The sequence below is a fragment of the Ferrovibrio sp. GW821-FHT12D07 genome, from assembly GCF_058807275.1.
The window spans coordinates 200,179-217,332 of record NZ_JBXAQN010000003.1 but is presented as its reverse complement, the minus strand read 5'-3'; the positions used below and the strand labels follow the sequence as shown (position 1 = coordinate 217,332).

The following is a 17,154-nucleotide window of genomic DNA, read 5'->3' as shown; positions in this document are numbered from 1 at the left end:
CCCATCGCGCGTGAACGCCGAGACCCGCAAACCCGCCCTCGAACAGCTGCAGAAGCTTCTCGGCCACAAGTTCGCCGATACGAAGCTGCTGGAAGAGGCGCTGGTGCATCCCTCGGCCAATCCGCGTCGCAGCCGCGCCAAATCCGCCCGCCAGAAAGAGAAGACCGGCGCTGCGGCTGAACCGGCGCCATCCACCCAGCGTGACTACAACCGCCTGGAATTCATCGGCGACCGTGTCCTGGGCCTGATCGTGGCGACGCTGCTGGCTGAACGCTTTCCGCAGGCCGAAGCTGGCGAGCTGGCACTGCGCTACAATTCCCTGGTCAAGCAGGAAAGCTTGGCTCGCTTCGCCCAGTCACTGGCGCTGGGCGACTATATCCAGCTCTCGCGGTCAGAGCGTGATTCCGGCGGCGCCGGCAAACCGGCCATTCTGGCCGATGCCTGCGAGGCCGTGGTTGCCGCGCTCTATCTCGATGGCGGTCTGCCGGCCGCCGAGCGCTTCGTGCGCCGCTACATGGAGCCGATGGTCACCGAGGTGACCGGCGGCGACAAGGATCCGAAAACGGCGCTGCAGGAATGGGCCGCGGCCCGTGGCATGGCGGCGCCGCGTTATGAAATCGTCAGCCAGGAAGGTCCGCCGCATGAGCCGCGCTTCACCGTGTCGGTGAAGCTGGGCAGCGGCAACCTGGCCAAGGGACAGGGCGGCTCGAAACGGGCCGCCGAACAGGAAGCGGCCGGGCATCTGCTCGGGCAGCTGTCAGCCGGGAAAGCATGACTGAAGAAACTGGAGTTGAAGCGGCGAATACCCAATGCGGGTATGTCGCCATCGTCGGCGCGCCGAATGCAGGCAAGTCCACCTTGTTGAACCAGATGGTCGGGGCCAAGGTCTCGATCGTCTCGAAGAAGGTGCAGACGACACGTGCGCGTATCACCGCCATTGGCATGGAAGGGCGGGCGCAGGTCATCTATCTCGACACGCCTGGTATTTTTGTCCCCAAGCGGCGGCTCGACCGCGCCATGGTCAGTGCCGCCTGGAGCGGTATTGACGAGGCCAATGCCGTGCTGCTGTTGATCGATGCCGAACGCGGTTTCGACGATGAGAGCCGCGCCATCATCGAGGCATTGAAAGATCGCAACCGCAGGGGTGTGCTGCTGGCGCTGAACAAGGTCGATGCCATTCCGCGCGAAAAGCTGCTGGGCCTGGCCCAGACCCTGAGCGAGGCCTATCCCTTTGAGCAGGTCTTCATGATCTCGGCGCTGAAGGGTAGCGGCGTCGAAGACGTGCGCCGTGCCCTGGCCAAGCTCATGCCGGTGGGGCCGTGGCTCTATCCCGAAGACCAGCTGGCCGATGTGCCGATGCGTTTCTTGGCCGCCGAGATCACGCGCGAGCAGGTCTATCGTTCGCTGCATGACGAACTGCCCTATGCGATCACGGTCGAGACCGAGAACTGGAAAGACCAGAAAGACGGCTCCGCGCGGATCGATCAGGTGATTTTCGTCGAACGCGACAGCCAGAAGAAAATTGTACTGGGCGATGGCGGCCAGATGGTCAAGCGCATCGGATCCTATGCCCGCAAGGAGATGGAGGAGCAATTCGAGCGCCGCATCCATCTCTTCCTGTTCGTCAAGGTCCGCGAGGACTGGGGCGATGACCCCGAGCGCTACGAAGCCATGGGGCTGGATTTCCCCAAGGGCAAAAGTTAAGAGCGGCTGCTCCGGCTCAGATGCCGATCAGCAGCATGATGACTGGCATGGTGATGAAAGCCAGAACCGTGCCGATGGTGACGATGGCGGCCGCGAGCGGCGCATCGCCTCCCATCTGTCTTGCAAGAATGTAGCTTGCGCTGGCTGTTGGCATGGTGCCCCAGAGCACCAGAATTTTGGTCTCCAGTACGCCAAGGCTCCAGAGACGGCTCAGCCCGAACAGCACTGCCGGATAGACCAGCAGCTTGAGCGCGCAGGACAGCGCCACGGCGCGACCGCCCATGCGGATCGCCTGCCATTGCAGGCCGGCGCCCACGGTCAGCAGGCCCATCGGTGCCGCCATGCTGCCCAGCATCTTGAACACCGGCGCGATACCCGCCGGGAAAGTGATGTCGAGCGCATTCATGGCGATGCCGAGCAGGCAAGCGATGATCAGCGGGTTCTTGGCCAGGAACAGCAACTGCGACCGTAAGCTGGTGCCCTGGCCATGTGCGCCATAGCGCGCCAGCGTCAGCACGCAGAGAAAGTTCAGCAGCGGAATGGCCAGCGCGATGGCGACGCCAAATAGCGTGACGCCGGCGCCGCCTTCCAGCGCAGCGACCGCGCCCAGGCCGACAAAGGTATTGAAGCGCATGGCCCCCTGGAAGACGGAGGTGAAGCCGGGGCCGTCGACACGGGCGAGAGGGCGCAGCAGATAGACCAGCACGGCCTGCAGCAGGATGCCGGCCAACAGTGCGCCCAGCATGCTGGTTGGGTCGAGACCGCCCAGCCGGGCGCTGCTCAGGTTGTCGACCAGCAGCGCGGGGAAGAAGACGTAATAGGTGACCTTGTCGGCCAGCGGCCAGAAGGCATCGCCGGGAAAGCCGACGCGCTTCATCCCGCCGCCGATCGCGATGAGCAGGAAGATCGGAACGATGGCGAGGATGACGGTCAGCATGAGAGACTCGGGCGAGGAACTGCTTGTCCGGAGTCTAGCGGATGATCTCTGCCGGCACTAATGCTGGGCGAGGATGATCAGCAGTTCCATGGCGCGGTTGGCAAAACCGAAACCCAGATAGAGGGCAAGGCCGCGCAGGGCAGCATCCTGCAGGGTGACAGCCTGCGCCTGCCATGTGCCAGCGGATGGGGCGTAGTGTCGCTGCGGCATCGAGAACCGGTTGCGGACCGGTTCGGCGGATACGGTGATGGTGGGCATGTCGATCACGGCCGGCAGATTGCGGCGCATGGGCTCGGCTGCCAGATACTCGGCGACGCGTGTGCGGCCGGGGCCATAGATGCGACGCCAGCGGAAAGCTTCGGCTTCGGCATTGTCGGCGCTGTCCAACGACGCGCGCGGAATCCAGCTGTCCGCCAGCTTTGTCAGCACGACGTATCGCGGGATGACGATCTCAGTCTGCACGCCCATGACGGGAACTTCTCAAACCATTCTTAATAAACGTTAAACTGCGTTAAACTTTTACGTGACCGGTGAACGATTTCTCTGGAACTGGAAGGAGATAGGGCGGTTTTCCTTGATGGAGCACCATCATGGTTAAAACACAAATTGGCAGAAAATGGTGGCATTGGGCCTTGGGACTCGTCGGCGTCCTGACGCTCGCCGTGGTGGTAGCGATGCTGCTGTTCGACTGGGACTGGCTGCGCAATCCGGCGCAGGGCTTCATCACGGCAGCTACCGGACGCAGCACCAAGATCAACGGGCGTCTGGTCGGCGAATGGTCGCTGACGCCGCGCTTCGTGATCGAGGACTTCCACATGGCCAATGCCGATTGGGCGAGAGAGCCTGAACTGGTCAGCTTCGAACGCGCCGAGGTGGTGATCGATCTACGCGAACTGCTGCGCGGCCGGACCGTGTTGAAGGAAATCCGGCTGGTGAAGCCGCAGCTGGCGCTGGAGCGCCGCGAGGACGGCGAGGGCAACTGGACCTTCGGCATCAAGGCGGCCAAGGATGTCGCTGCCCCTGAGGAACGCGCGGAGATGCCGCTGATCGGCCGCCTGCGCATTGAAGATGGCCGGTTCAAGTATCATGACGAGAAAGCCGGCGTGGATATCGACGCCGAGATCACCACTGTGGTCGGTGCCAACAACGACAACCGGGACCGGGTGCGTCTGGGTGGCCGCGGCAGCATGCATGGCGAACCGTTCCGGCTGCGCATGATCGGCGGGTCGCTGCTGTCGTTGCGCGAGAATGAAGAGCCCTATCCGCTGACGATTGAGATGGAGGTTGGCCAGACCAAGGGGCGTGTGTCCGGGACGCTGGCCGATCCGATCAAGTTCGAAGGCCTAAATCTGGAAATCGCACTCAGCGGTCCTGATCTGGGCAAGCTGCAGATCATTACTGGTGTGCCGCTGCCGATGACACCGCCTTATGACCTGAAGGGACGCTTGCATCGCGATGGTTCGATCTGGCGCATCGAGAACATGGCCGGCCGGGTCGGCAACAGCGATCTGGGCGGCATGGTGAAAGTCGATACCGGCCGAGAGCGGCTGTATCTGGAAGCCGACTTGCGGTCGAAGGTTCTGGATTACCGCGACATCGGGCCGCTGATCGGCCTGCGACCCGAAGAAGAACGCGCGCCCAATGTGGCGGCTGCCACCATGAGCGAAAAGCAGGCTGCCGCAGCCAAGGCGAAGCAGCCGGCCAAGCCGGTCGCCAAAGGACCGCCGCCAAAAGTACTGCCCGATGCACCGCTAGCGGTTGAGCAGATCCGCGAGGTCGACGCCAAGGTGAAATTCCGCGGCGACAAGGTGAATGCTCCTAACATGCCATTGAGTGGCGTGGAGCTTGACCTGGTGCTGGAGAATAGCGTGCTGCATCTGCGGCCACTGAAACTGGGGGTGGCCGGTGGCTTGGTCGATGCCGATATTCGCATTGATGCGCGCAACAATACCGTGCTGACGCAGTATGACATCAAGCTGAACAAGTTCCGGCTCGAGGATTTCTTGAACAATGCCGGTCTAAAGAATGCCGGCAGCGGCCAGATCGACGGTCGTATCCGTCTCACCGGCTATGGCGATACCGTGCAGAAGTCGCTCGGCAGCGCCAATGGCGATTTGCGCATCACCATGAATGGCGGCTCGCTGTCCAATCTGGCCATGGAGCTGATCGGCCTGGATGTGGCCGAGGCCGCTGCGTTCTGGGCCGGTGGCGACAAGCAGATTCCGCTGCGCTGCTTCGCTGCTGATTTCAATGTGCAGGAAGGCATCATGGCGCCGCGCACCTTTGTGCTGGACACCACCGACACCACGGTGACCAGCGAAGGCAGCATCAGCCTGCGCGAAGAGTTGCTCGGCCTGACCTTGAAGGCGCATCCCAAGGATCCCAGTCTGCTGTCGGCGCGCACGCCGATCACCGTGCGGGGCGCTTTCAGCCGCCCCAGCATCGGTATCGAGGCGGGACCGCTTGCCGCACGCACGGCCGGCGCCATTGCGCTCGGCGTGCTGCTGACGCCGCTAGCCTCAATCCTGGCTTTCATCGAGCCGGGTCTCGAACGCGACAGCGACTGTGCCGCGCTGCTGCTGCAGGTGCAGACGGGCAAGCCGGGATGAATACCCGTCTGCTCAGTATCGGCCGCCTGTTCTTCGGCGCGGGCAGGGCTATGATCAACAGCCTGTCCTTCGAACTGGCCGGCCACATCGCCTATACCGGCCTGCTGGCGATCTTTCCCTTCCTGATCTTCCTGGCGTCGCTCGCCGGTTTCCTCGGCAACGTTGCCGGCAGTATGGCTTCTGTCCAGACTATGCTGCATCTGTTGCCATCGGATGTGGCCAAGACACTGGAGCCGGTGATCCACGAGGTGCTGGACACCCGCGACGGCGGCCTGCTCACACTCGGTCTGCTCGGCGCGCTCTGGGTCGCATCCAGCGGGATAGATGCGCTGCGTATCGCGCTCAACACCGCCTACGACATCAATGAGGAGCGGCCCTGGTGGCTGATCAAGCTGGGCAGCATCGGCGCCATCATCGTGGGCGGATTCGCCTTCCTGATGCTATCGGTGCTGGTCGTGCTGGGTCCGGTGATCTGGAAGGCGCTGCTCTGGGCCTTCCCGCTGGGCGAGGCCGACAAATGGGCCTTCAGCCTGTTCCGCTACACCCTGGCCGGGCTGGTGCTGCTGGCCGGCCTGCTGGCGCTGCATCGCTGGTTGCCGGGCAAAAGCATCCCGATACGCTGCCTGCTGCCGGGCGTGGCGGCGACTGCGGTGCTGTGGATGGCGTCGGCCAGCCTGTTCTCGGTCTATGTGGCCAAACTCGGCAGCTACAGCGCCACCTATGGCAGCCTGGGCGGGGTGATCGTCACCCTGGTCTTCTTCTACGTCTCGGCGGTCCTGTTCATTTTTGGCGGCGAACTGAACGCGGCCCTGCTGCGCCGCAGCCAGAAAAAAGCCGCATCCCCGCCAGCCGAGGCTCTGGCCGAGCGCTGAGCCGCTGGTTATGCTCCGTTCCCTGTATTTATGCCTCGAGGGACGGACCAGCATATGGCAACCAAAAAGAAGAAGGCCGCGCCGGCGGCCAAGCGCAAGGGCGGGAAAGCCGACAAATCCAATCTGCCGAGCCGGCATGTCACCGTCGGTCCCGATCGGGCGCCGCATCGCAGCTATTATTACGCGATGGGCCTGACCGAGAAGGAAATCAAGCAGCCCTTCGTCGGCGTCGTCACCACCTGGAACGAGGCCGCGCCCTGCAATATCACGCTGGCGCGCCAGGCCCAGTGGGTGAAGAAGGGTGTGAAGGCCAACGGCGGCACGCCGCGCGAATTCACCACCATCACCGTCACCGACGGCATCGCCATGGGCCACCAGGGCATGAAGTCGTCGCTGGCCAGCCGCGAAGCCATCGCGGATTCCACCGAACTCACCGTGCGCGGCCATTGCTATGACGCGCTGGTCGGCCTCGCCGGCTGCGACAAGTCGCTGCCCGGCCTGATGATGGCCATGGTGCGCCTGAACGTGCCGTCGATCTTCATGTATGGCGGCTCGATCCTGCCCGGCAAGTTCCGCGGCAGGGACGTCACCGTGGTCGACGTGTTCGAAGCTGTCGGCCAGCATTCGGCCGGCAAGATGAACGCCCGCGACCTGCATGAGCTGGAATGCGTGGCCTGTCCCTCGGCTGGCAGCTGTGGCGGCCAGTTCACCGCCAACACCATGGCCTGCGTGTCTGAAGCCATCGGCCTGGCCATTCCGGGCTCGGCCGGCGCGCCGGCGCCGTATGAGACCCGCGATCAATATGCCGAAGCCTCGGGCAAGCAGGTGATGGAGCTGATCAAGCTGGGTATCCGCCCGCGCGACATCGTCACCCGCAAGTCGCTGGAGAATGCTGCCCGCGTCGTCGCTGCCACCGGTGGCTCGACCAATGGCGCACTGCATCTGCCGGCGATTGCGCATGAGGCCGGCATCCGCTTCGACCTCGACGATGTGGCCAAGATCTTCAAGTCGACGCCCTATATCGCCGACCTCAAGCCGGGTGGGCGCTACGTCGCCAAGGACATGTACGAGATCGGCGGCGTCAGCGTCGTGCTGAAGGAACTGATGAAGGGCGGCTACCTGCATGGCGACTGCCTGACCGTCACCGGCAAGACGCTGGAGCAGAACCTGAAGGGCGTGACCTTCCCGAAGAACCAGGATGTGGTGCGTCCGATCACCAACCCGATCACGCCGACCGGTGGCGTCGTCGGCCTGAAGGGCAACCTCGCGCCGCGCGGCGCCATCGTGAAGGTGGCAGGCATGGCGCGGCTGAAGCATGTTGGTCCGGCGCGCGTCTTTGACTCTGAGGAAGACGCATTCGAAGCCGTGCAGAAGAAAAAGTACAAGGAAGGCGACGTCATCGTCATCCGCTACGAAGGCCCCAAGGGCGGCCCGGGCATGCGCGAGATGCTGTCCACCACCTCGGCCATCTATGGCCAGGGCATGGGCGAGAAGGTGGCGCTGATCACCGACGGTCGCTTCTCGGGCGGCACGCGCGGCTTCTGCGTCGGCCATGTCGGCCCGGAAGCGGCCGTGGCCGGCCCGATCGGTCTGATCAAGAATGGCGACATCATCACCATCGACGCGGTGAAGGGTGTGCTGAGCGTCAACGTCACCGCGGCCGAGTTCGCCCGGCGCAAGAAGAAGTGGAAGCCGCGCAAGACCGACTACCAGTCGGGCGCGCTGTGGAAATACGCACAGACCGTGGGCGACGCGCATGACGGCGCGGTCACCCAGCCGGGCGGCAAGGCGGAAACCCACGAATACGCCGACATCTAAATCGACCACCTACAGAAGGGCGCCCATCCGGCGCCCTTCTTCGTTTCAGTGCGAAAAACAAACAGGCCCCATGACCTATCGCATCGCCATTGCCGGCTTCCAGCACGAGACCAACACCTTTGCGCCCGAGAAGGCCGAATTGCACAAGTTCATCGAGGGCGAGGGCTGGCCGCCGCTGACCGAGGGCAAGGCGATCTTCGAGGTCTTCGAGCCGATGAATATTCCTATCGGCGGCTTCATCCATGCGGCCAAGCCAAAGAAATGGGTGCTGCACCCGATCGTCTGGGCCTCCGCGCAGCCGTCGTCTTATGTCACCACCGAAGCCTTCGAGTATGTGGCGAAGAAAATCCTCGATGGCGTGGCTGCCCTGAAAGGCAAGATCGATGCGGTCTATCTCGACCTGCATGGCGCCATGGTCACTGAAGCCCATGAGGACGGCGAGGGCGAGTTGTTGCGCCGCCTGCGTGCGCTGGTTGGCCCGGATATGCCGATCGGCGTCAGCCTTGACCTGCATGTCAACATCACGCCCGAGATGGTGGCTTTGGCCGACGTGCTGATCGCCTACCGCACATACCCCCATCTCGACATGGCGGTGACCGGCGCGCGCGTCGCCCGCCACCTGGAAAAACTCTTAAGCGGCGAACGGAAAAAGCAGGCGAAGGCCTTCCGCCAGTTGCCGTTCCTGATTCCGCTGACCGCGCAATGCACCTTCATCGAACCGTGTAAAAGCCTGTACGACACGCTGTCCGAGATGGAACGCGGCGCGGTCTCGTCGCTCAGCTTCGCGCCCGGTTTCCATCCGGCCGACATCCATCACTGCGGACCCACGGTCATCGCCTATGCCGACAGCCAGGCCGAAGCCGACAAGGCCGCCGATACGCTGACGCGCCTGATCACCGAACGCGAGGCCGAGTTCAAACTGAATCTGCTCACGCCCGACGCGGCCATTGAGGAGGCACGGCGGCAGATCCAGGCCGGCGCACGCAAATCCATCGTGCTGGCCGACGTGCAGGACAACGCCGGCACCGGCGCGACCTCGGATACCACCGGACTTCTCGAAGCCCTGATCCGCCAGCATGTGCCGGACGCGACACTCGGCCTGCTGTTTGACCCCGAGACCGCCAAGATCGCGCATCAGGCGGGCGAGGGCAGCGAGATCGAGATCGCGGTCGGCGGCAAGCGCTTCGACGGCTCGAAGCCTTATCGCAACCGCTTCAAGGTCGCCGGCCTGGGCAACGGCAAGTTCCTCTGCACCGGGCCGTTCTACAAGGGCACGAAGATGGCGCTCGGCCCGATGGCGCGGCTGCAATGCAATGGCGTCGACCTCATCATCAATTCGGTGCGCGTCCAGGCCGCCGACAAGGAGATGTACCGGCACCTGAATATCGAGCCGGGCCAGCGCCAGATCGTGGGCGTGAAAAGCACCGTGCATTTCCGCGGCGACTTCACCGACATCGCTCACGATATCCTGAACGTGGAGAGTCCCGGCGCCTTCGTCGAACGGGCAGAGACCCTGCCATACAAGCGTTTACGTAAGGGTATCCGGCTGAGTCCCAAAGGTCGGGCCCACTCCGGGTAATCAAAATACGGTCCTTTTAGGACTTGCTCCTTCCGCGTGTCGTTCCATACTCTGCGGCGGGAAAATACCCGGCATGGCTGGTGGGACGGCCATGCACGGGTGGCATCAGGGGGAAGACCATCGTGCAACATCCGGCGCGCCTTATGGGCGCATGCATTCTCGTGCTGGCCATGCTTGGCGCCTGCGCCAACCGGCAGGCGCGGGTAATCGAAGTCAAGCAGGCGCATGACGAGCAGATGAACTGCCAGCAGCTGCGCAGCGAGATTTCGGCGACCAATCGCCTGATCGGCAGCTACGGCACCGACACCACGCAGCAATCGGATCGCAACCGCCAGGCGGCGCTGGGCGCTGTTCTCATGCCGGTGGCGCTGATGAACCTGGATACCGGCAGCGCGTCGCAGAACGAGGTCGCCGCCTATAACAACCGCATCATCCACCTGCAGGGCATCGCCAAGATAAAGGGCTGCACCAATGAATAGCCGTCTCACCAAAATCCTCCGTCGCACACGCCCCGTCGTCGCACTGGGCGCGCTGCTGCTGCTGGCCGGCTGCGCGCAGCCGGCCCGCGTCTCGCAGATGGCCGCGCCCAACATGCTGACCCCGGTGGTCGCGGCCAATCCGGAACTGGCCGAAGGCGTGACCATTGCGGCCGTCACCGGCGGCAAGGGCACGAACCCGATGTGGACCTCACAGGTCGACAATCCCGAATTCCAGGAAGCGCTGGAGCGCTCGCTGGAATTCAACGGCATCCTGGCGCCCAGCGCGGCGAAGGCGCGCTATGCCGTGTCGGCCGAACTGATCGACCTGAAGCAGCCGCTCATGGGCTTTGCCATGACGGTGACGCCGCGCGTGCGCTACCGCCTGGTCGACACCGCGAGCGCGAAGGAGCTGCTCAACGAGGAACTCACCACGCCCTACACGGCCGACTTCAGCAGCTCGCTGGTGGGCGTCGAGCGCCTGCGGCTGGCCAACGAGGGCGCGATCCGCGAAAGCATCAAGCGCTTCCTCTATCGCCTGGGCGAAACCTGGATCGCCATGACCGGCAAGCCGGCCAGCATGCCGGCGGCACCTCCGGCCAGTGCGCCGGCCGGCGGCGCTCCGGCGGCTGCCGGGAAGCCGATGTCCTGACCGGAAGGGCCTGATCTGACCTTTGACCGGATGGCGCCTGCATACGCAGGGATGCCGTCCGGTCGCGCTTAAATCTGCTTATCCGTCCTTATTCGACGCTTATCCGGCGTTATCGGACCCTTATCCGACGTTAGCGGAGGCTTATCCAGCCTTGTCCGCGCTTATTCCTTCCTGTTCGTTTTGCTTCGTTTGCGTTCGTTTTGGTTCGTTTGCCTTCGTTTCGCTTCCCGCGCGTTCGTTTGGCTTCGTTCTGGTTCATTCCGGTTCGTTTCGGTTCACTGGGGTTCGTTACGGTCGGCTGCGGTCCATTGGAGTCCGTTAGCGCCCGGTAGAGCCCACTGGAGCCCGTTACGGCCCGTTGCGGTTCGCCGCATGCCTTCGTATTCAGGCCTGCCCGCATGAGAACATTTAGGAAACTAAAGCCGGATTTCAAGCGGGGCGGCAGGTGGACCTTCGCAATAAATCCGAGGGTGACGATCCCTGACGGCCGGCTATCATTGGACTCATAAGAAAAGCGTCTGAGGAAGCGTCATGACCAGTGCCCCCGGTGACACCGCCAGCGATAGCCCGCGTGCGGCCCCCTATGTGAAGGCAGCCGAACTATTCACCGCCGATGAACTGCGCTCGCTCAGCCAGCGCTCCGACCTGATCGGTGCGGCTTTGGTGCTGCACGCCTGGGCGCTGATCCTGGCGTCCATGGCCGTCTTCGCGGCCTTTCCCAATCCGCTCACCTTCGCCCTGGCCGTGGTGGTGATCGGCGGGCGGCAGCTCGGCCTGGCCATCCTGATGCACGATGCTGCCCATGGCCTGCTGTTCAAGACGCGGCGGTGGAACGAGTTCGCCGGGCAGTGGCTCTGCGCCTGGCCAGTGGTGACCGACCTCAATCTCTACCGGCCCTATCACCTCAAGCATCATCGCTTCACGCAACAGGCCGAGGACCCGGATCTGGTGCTCTCGGCGCCGTTCCCGATCAGCCGTGAGAGTCTCAAGCGCAAGGTGTGGCGCGACATCACCGGGCGCACCGCCTACACGCGGCGCAAGGAGCAGGTGATGCTCACCTGGGGCAACGAAAAGGGGTTGTCGTGGCGCGAGCGCTGGGGGCGACTGAGCCAAGGCGGGCTGGTAGGCGGCGTGGCCGCGAACCTCGTGCTGTTCGCGCTGCTGAGTGCCGCCGGTTACTGGTGGCTCTATCCGGTGCTATGGCTGCTGCCGCTCGCGACCTGGTATCAGCTGATCAGCCGCATCCGCAATATCGCCGAACATGCCGTGGTCCCCGACAATGACGATCCGCTGCGCAACACGCGCACGACCCACGCCGGCTGGCTGCTGCGCACAGTGCTCGCGCCATACTGGGTGAACTATCATCTGGAGCATCATCTGGCGCTGAGCGTGCCCTGCTGGAAATTGCCGGCAGCGCACCGCATGCTGGTGGCGAAAGGCCTGCGCGACCGGATGGAAGTGCGCAACAGTTACGCCGAGGTGCTGAAGATGGCGGCGTCAGCGACGGTGGATGGACCGAAGAACGGGGCAGGCGGGCCGAAGGCGGCGCATATTTAAATGAGAAACGGCAAAATTGAAGGCTCTATTTTCGAGCCTTGTTTGATGTTCGGAACGACGGTTTAAGTAGAAAAATCTTATGCTTTTATGAAGTGGGGGCAAAAATTCTCTGCAAATTTTCTCATACATTTCCGTCATTCGTCGCACAGTTTATTCAAACTGGTAGGGTTCTGCGGCGGCGTTTCCGCGAAGAGACTATAACAGATATGATGATGGCCAGCCTTCTCACCATCGGGGGAAGAAGGATATTGGTTGATTTTCCAGACGAACCGTTCACTGGCGCGGATATGCAGTGGAATTTTGTCAACTCGGATGGAACATTCTTTCGTATTTATATTCAAGCGAAACAACTTTACGGTTTGGGCAATATTTGGAAGCGGCATAGTTATAAAGGGCTGTTTCATAAGATTGGCGCGACGTATCAAATCAATACACTTTGCGCCAATGCGCGTAATGAAGGCAGCGGCACCTACCCATTATACGCTTTTTATAATCCGATCCGATCATGTGACTTAGCTTCCACCGCAGGTGCGCCGGGGGTGAGTGGAGTAAACTTAATTGATGGGTATTTTATGGAAGCACTGGCGACGTATGGCGGGTTCAAGCCACGATATAAAAGTTTGGGTATTTTAAATTATTTCTTTTTTCATTTATCTGATTTGTTTTGCCCGCCTACAATCAAAAAAATCGGCCCCATGGCTTGGTCGCCAAGCTCGTCCATTTCCTATCTTGTCCCGACTCAAGGTGGGTTAGGTATTGAGATGCTACCGACTCCTGTGGAGATTCGGGAGCGCCTTTCCCGACAAAGAGAGCGCTTAATTCTTTTGGTTAATGACCTTCCGCTTAGCATAAAGAGTAAATTTGACTTGCCTAAAGTGCCTAGTGTTTCTGACAAAATACCGAATGATATTCGGTATGCTATCGCGAAAATGCGTGACGAGAGATATCTAGCGGACAGAGAGCCCTTGCCATATTGGCGGCTGATATTTCTTTCTGGCGAATAAGATCTGCGGGGACGATATAAACAATCACCGTTTCTCCGGCGGAATCCCCTTCACCTTCTCTGACAGCGCCCTGATCTCCGGCAGCTCCTGCGACAGCAGCACGCGCTTGTCCGACGGCGGGCGCTTCGCCACCGACAGCCCTGGCCGCCATTCCGTCGCGGGCCGGATCGGGCGCGGGGCGAAGCCGCCGCCGCAATTGGGGCAGACATTCTGCAGTTCCTTCTCCACGCAGCCGGCGCAGAAGGTGCACTCGTAGGTGCAGATGCAGGCATCCGTCGCGTTGGGCGGTAGGTCCTTGTCACAGAATTCGCAGTTCGGTCGCAGCTGAAGCGCCATGATGCTCTCCTTACCGGTGTGTATCCGCAGGCGGCCGCTCCGGCAGCCAGGTGCCGCTCCAGTCGCCCAGCGCGGCAATCACGGGCAGCAGCGCCTTGCCCTTGTCGGTGAGACTATACGCGCCATAGGCCTTGTCACCGGGAATGCGCGTGGCGGTCATGATGCCCTGCTGGGTCAGGATGCGCAGGCGATCCGAGAGCAGGGCGCTGGATACGCCCAGGCTGGCCTTGAATTCGTTGAAGCGGCACCGGCCGGCAAGGGCGTCGCGGATGATCAGCAGCGACCATTTCGGGCCGATGAGATCGAGCGCGCGCTGCACCGGGCAGTCCGCTGCGTCGTCAGGGGTGATTGGTGTTGGCGTCATGGCTTCGAACCGCAGTCTTGCCGGATGCTCGCGCAGGCCGGCGATAGAGTGGCCCGGAATACAGAGGGACTGCATTCCGGGCCGGACGCATCCTGCCGGCCCCCCGCAACGGAAGTCGGCAGGCGGCGACAGTTTATTCAGGCACGGCGATGCCCGAGCCGCCGAGTTCGGCCGGGAAGTCCTTGAGCTTGGGCAGCCCGTCCTTCATCGGCAGCACGGTCTCTGAATAGTTCACATGCACGCCGGCCTGGAACTTCACGCTGGGCAGCGTGGCGGCATAGACATCGGTGAGGCCGAAGGTCGGGTGGCCGGTCATTACATGACCGCCGCAGACCTTGCAGAACTGGCGCTCGCTGGTCGGGTTCTTGGCGAAGGTGGCGAGGAATTCCTTGCCCTTGGTCACCTTGACGGAGTCAGGCTTCCACAGCGTGAAGGCATTCACCGGGCCGGCAGACCAGGAACGGCAGGATTCGCAATGGCAATAGCCCATGGCTTCCGGTGCGCCGGTGGCTTCAATATGCACGGCTCCGCAAAAACACTGACCGGTATGTGTGTTGGTCATTGACAGTCTCACTCGGTAACGGGGTGGTGTTGCGGGGGGAATTCATGGTTCGGTGCTCAGCTCTCGATGCCGGCGAGCACGGTCTCGAAGGCGCCCAGCACCACGGCCTTGCGCTCGAGCGCCCAGCCCACGAAGCTGCCGCCTTCCAGCGTGCTGAGCAGCACCAGCGCCACCTGCGGCGGCGTGATATCGGCCTTGAGCGAGCCGCCGGTGCGGCCGTCTTCCAGTACGCCGCGCAGCCAGGCGAGGTGCACCTCGAAGAAATCATGGATATGCGGATGCATGGTGTCGGGCAGCGCCGAGCGTTCGGCCGCCAGCGCGCCGCAATAGGGCAGCATGCCCTTTTCGAAACCGGCGAGAAAAAGCTGGGCATAGGCGCGCAGGCGGTCGCCGGCCCGGCCATGCCGGTCGCGGATGCCGGCCAGCTCGGCCTTGAAGCGCACCATGTATTCCTCGGTCAAGGTGACGACCAGGGCTTCCTTGCTGGGGAAGTAATAATGGATGCTGGCCTTGGTGATGCTCAGGCGCTCGGCCAGGTCGGCATAGCTGAAGGCGGCATAGCCCCGGGTGCGGATCAGGGTTTCCGCTTCACGAAGAATCATATGGCGCGTATGCGAGGTCATAAATCTGTACTTACCAACTGGTAGGTAAGTTTGTCGATCCATACCCCGGTCACATGGCTGTGAGACCGGATTATCCTTTATTTACAAGATGTTTATGCCAGAACGGCAGCGGACTGCCCGGCTGCCCGGGCCGTTTTCTCCCGTATTCTGCCGCTCCGTACCCTGCGGCTGCCCGGCGCGAGGACGGACGACTCAAGGGGTCTGCGGCCGGGGCAGACGTCTTCACCCGGGTGGCAGGCCCACCTGCACGGCCTGCGCCGGCACCGGCATCGGGACGACCATCAGGACGGTCATCGGGACAGATGTTGCTCACTGAACAGCGCGTCGGGGATCGGAAACGCGCGCATCGTTTTCGCCGCGACAGCACCATCGATGCCGTTGCCATCCATCTTTGCAACGAACCCATGCCGCGTTGCGGTGTTGAACCTGCAGCAGGCTGTTCTATGTGAGACAGACGCAGAACCGTTCAGGGGAAGGTGTTTCCTATGGCTACGCTTGACCACGGCACGCTTGACCACGGCACGCTTGACCAAGGCATTGTCGCGCGCAGGTCTGACCTCCGTCATCCCGGTATGAAGCTGCCGGGTCCCGATCACCCGATGGTGATCGCGCCGTTCAAGGGCCGCGTGCGCGTCATATTCAACAGCAAGGTGGTGGCCGACAGCAAAGCCGCGATGCGCCTGCAGGAAGCCAGCTATGCGCCGGTCTATTATGTGCCGCGCGATGACGCCGACTGGAGCGTCTATCATCCGAGCGAGACGCAGACGCATTGTCCCTACAAGGGCCAGGCTGCGTATTTCACGCTGGATGTCGACGGCAAGCGCGCGCCTGATGCGGCCTGGTCCTATGAGAATGCCTATCCGGCCGCGGCGACGATCGCCGGCTACCTGGCCTTCTATCCCGATCGCGTCGACCGCATCGAAGTGATTGCAGACTGATCGTCTGCGACTTCACCCCTGACTCTCTCCCATGCAAGGAGTCCGTCACCGATGAAGCTATACATCGCCCCAACATCTCCCTTCGCCCGCAAGACCCGTGTGGCCATCCACCAGCTTGGTCTGGAGCGGCATGTGCAGGAGAGCATCGTCGATCCATGGACCAGCACGGCGCTGCGCCAGATCAATCCCTTGTCGAAAGTGCCGACCCTGGAATGCGACGACGGCACGGTGCTGATCGAGTCCGATGTGATCTGCGAGTATCTGGATCACACGGCGCAGACGCTGGGTCGCGACGGTGCCCCGTTGTTTCCGCCGGCAGGCGAGGCGCGCTGGACCGCCCTGCGCCGGCAGGCGGTGGCCGATGGCCTCTGCGTTGCCGCGGCGCGGCTCTATGCCGACGAACAGCGGCCGGCTGGTGAACGCTCGCCTGCCGTGATGCAGCGCCAGCGCCAGGCGATTGCCGCAGCGCTCACGCATCTGCAGCGCGATGCCTCCTGGCTCGATCCCAAACTGCAGGATATCGGCGCCATAGCGGTGGCCTGTGCACTGGCCTATTTCGGTTTCCGCTGGCCCGACAGCACCGGCTGGCGCTCGGCGCATGCCTCGCTCGCCGCCTGGTTCGATGCTGTCGACACTCTGCCGGCGATGCGCAAGACCGGCTATCACCAGCCGGAGGCCGACATCCATCTGTTTCGCCGCGCAGGCTACTAAAGCGTCTTGATCTGGAAGATCGCGGCGATCTTGGTCTTGAGCTGGTCGACCGAGAAGGGCTTGACGATATAGCCATCGACGCGATGCGTGCGCGCGGCCTTCACCAGTTCGATGCCGGCATGACCGGTCAGCATCAGGAAGGGAATGGCGGGCCGGACGTTGCGCGACAGACGCAGCAGGTCGATGCCGGTCATCTGCGGCATGTCCCAGTCTGAAATGATCAGGTCGAGTGACTGGCTGCTGTCGACGATCTTCATCGCCTCCAGGCCATTGGTTGCCGGGATGATGGTCTTCACGCCGATGCGGTTGAGGCAGGAGATGGCAAGCTGGCGCGTGAAGGATTCATCTTCGGCCAGCAGCACCACGAGGTCCGCGAAACCCAGGATCGGAGGCTTGTCGTCCGGCATGACCG

19 protein-coding genes are annotated in these 17,154 nt (G+C 62.6%); 12 read left to right on the top strand and 7 right to left on the bottom strand.

Annotated elements, in window-relative coordinates; all coding sequences use genetic code 11:
* Window positions 1-10 precede the first annotated feature (10 nt).
* On the top strand, window positions 11-775 hold the full coding sequence (rnc, locus tag AC1RRE_RS18980; protein ID WP_492983411.1) for a ribonuclease III: 765 nt from the start codon (window positions 11-13) through the stop codon (window positions 773-775).
* Window positions 772-1,704 (top strand): GTPase Era, encoded by a 933-nt coding sequence (gene era / locus AC1RRE_RS18975; RefSeq protein ID WP_492983409.1) that lies wholly within the window; start codon window positions 772-774, stop codon window positions 1,702-1,704. Before rnc ends, era begins: the two co-directional genes overlap by 4 nt.
* A gap of 16 nt (window positions 1,705-1,720) precedes the next feature.
* Here the strand turns inward: era and AC1RRE_RS18970 are convergent, their stop codons facing one another.
* On the bottom strand, window positions 1,721-2,641 hold the full coding sequence (locus tag AC1RRE_RS18970; protein ID WP_492983407.1) for an AEC family transporter: 921 nt from the start codon (window positions 2,639-2,641) through the stop codon (window positions 1,721-1,723).
* 57 nt (window positions 2,642-2,698) lie between these two features.
* Complete coding sequence (locus AC1RRE_RS18965) at window positions 2,699-3,109, bottom strand: hypothetical protein (protein ID WP_492983405.1); 411 nt, start codon at window positions 3,107-3,109, stop codon at window positions 2,699-2,701.
* Window positions 3,110-3,231: 122 nt separating this feature from the next.
* Here AC1RRE_RS18965 and AC1RRE_RS18960 point away from each other — a divergent pair, with 122 nt between their 5' ends.
* From AC1RRE_RS18960 to AC1RRE_RS18925, 8 genes are all read left to right on the top strand, one after another.
* Complete coding sequence (locus AC1RRE_RS18960; RefSeq protein WP_492983403.1) at window positions 3,232-5,250, top strand: AsmA family protein; 2,019 nt, start codon at window positions 3,232-3,234, stop codon at window positions 5,248-5,250.
* The gene (locus AC1RRE_RS18955) at window positions 5,247-6,122 is read left to right on the top strand and encodes a YihY/virulence factor BrkB family protein (protein ID WP_492983401.1); all 876 of its coding nucleotides are present in this window, start codon (window positions 5,247-5,249) and stop codon (window positions 6,120-6,122) included. Before AC1RRE_RS18960 ends, AC1RRE_RS18955 begins: the two co-directional genes overlap by 4 nt.
* A gap of 54 nt (window positions 6,123-6,176) precedes the next feature.
* Entirely contained in the window at window positions 6,177-7,940 is a 1,764-nt protein-coding gene (gene ilvD, locus AC1RRE_RS18950) for a dihydroxy-acid dehydratase (protein WP_492983399.1), read from the top strand.
* 70 nt (window positions 7,941-8,010) lie between these two features.
* Window positions 8,011-9,519 carry a M81 family metallopeptidase gene (locus tag AC1RRE_RS18945; protein ID WP_492983397.1) on the top strand — a complete coding sequence of 503 codons (1,509 nt, stop codon included), beginning with the start codon at window positions 8,011-8,013 and terminating at the stop codon, window positions 9,517-9,519.
* A 143-nt stretch (window positions 9,520-9,662) separates the two neighbouring features.
* On the top strand, window positions 9,663-9,998 hold the full coding sequence (locus AC1RRE_RS18940) for a hypothetical protein (RefSeq protein ID WP_492983395.1): 336 nt from the start codon (window positions 9,663-9,665) through the stop codon (window positions 9,996-9,998).
* Complete coding sequence (locus AC1RRE_RS18935; RefSeq protein ID WP_492983394.1) at window positions 9,991-10,647, top strand: hypothetical protein; 657 nt, start codon at window positions 9,991-9,993, stop codon at window positions 10,645-10,647. The genes AC1RRE_RS18940 and AC1RRE_RS18935 overlap by 8 nt, the downstream gene beginning before the upstream one ends.
* Window positions 10,648-11,178: 531 nt before the next feature.
* Window positions 11,179-12,204, top strand: a complete 1,026-nt coding sequence (locus AC1RRE_RS18930) for a fatty acid desaturase family protein (RefSeq protein ID WP_492983392.1) — start codon at window positions 11,179-11,181, stop codon at window positions 12,202-12,204.
* Window positions 12,205-12,296: 92 nt separating this feature from the next.
* A complete protein-coding gene (locus AC1RRE_RS18925; protein ID WP_492983595.1) occupies window positions 12,297-13,208 on the top strand; it encodes a DUF6615 family protein in 912 nt (303 codons plus the stop codon).
* A gap of 24 nt (window positions 13,209-13,232) precedes the next feature.
* Here AC1RRE_RS18925 and AC1RRE_RS18920 read toward each other — a convergent pair whose 3' ends face one another.
* From AC1RRE_RS18920 to AC1RRE_RS18905, 4 genes are read right to left on the bottom strand one after another with little or no spacing between them, the layout of a single operon-like run.
* Window positions 13,233-13,544, bottom strand: coding sequence for a DUF1272 domain-containing protein (locus AC1RRE_RS18920; protein ID WP_492983390.1), 312 nt, complete (start codon window positions 13,542-13,544; stop codon window positions 13,233-13,235).
* 10 nt (window positions 13,545-13,554) lie between these two features.
* A complete protein-coding gene (locus tag AC1RRE_RS18915) occupies window positions 13,555-13,983 on the bottom strand; it encodes a winged helix-turn-helix transcriptional regulator (RefSeq protein ID WP_492983388.1) in 429 nt (142 codons plus the stop codon).
* 58 nt (window positions 13,984-14,041) lie between these two features.
* Window positions 14,042-14,470: a GFA family protein gene (locus tag AC1RRE_RS18910; protein ID WP_492983386.1), complete on the bottom strand. Its 429-nt coding sequence runs from the start codon at window positions 14,468-14,470 to the stop codon at window positions 14,042-14,044.
* A 56-nt stretch (window positions 14,471-14,526) separates the two neighbouring features.
* On the bottom strand, window positions 14,527-15,072 hold the full coding sequence (locus tag AC1RRE_RS18905; protein ID WP_492983384.1) for a TetR/AcrR family transcriptional regulator: 546 nt from the start codon (window positions 15,070-15,072) through the stop codon (window positions 14,527-14,529).
* A 506-nt stretch (window positions 15,073-15,578) separates the two neighbouring features.
* Here AC1RRE_RS18905 and AC1RRE_RS18900 point away from each other — a divergent pair.
* Window positions 15,579-16,031, top strand: a complete 453-nt coding sequence (locus AC1RRE_RS18900) for a DUF427 domain-containing protein (RefSeq protein ID WP_492983382.1) — start codon at window positions 15,579-15,581, stop codon at window positions 16,029-16,031.
* A 51-nt stretch (window positions 16,032-16,082) separates the two neighbouring features.
* Window positions 16,083-16,742: a glutathione S-transferase family protein gene (locus AC1RRE_RS18895; RefSeq protein ID WP_492983380.1), complete on the top strand. Its 660-nt coding sequence runs from the start codon at window positions 16,083-16,085 to the stop codon at window positions 16,740-16,742.
* On the opposite strand, the gene AC1RRE_RS18890 is transcribed toward AC1RRE_RS18895, so the two are convergent.
* Window positions 16,739-17,149, bottom strand: a complete 411-nt coding sequence (locus tag AC1RRE_RS18890) for a response regulator (protein WP_492983378.1) — start codon at window positions 17,147-17,149, stop codon at window positions 16,739-16,741. The two genes, AC1RRE_RS18895 and AC1RRE_RS18890, sit on opposite strands and share 4 nt — an antisense overlap.
* Window positions 17,150-17,154: the final 5 nt, after the last annotated feature.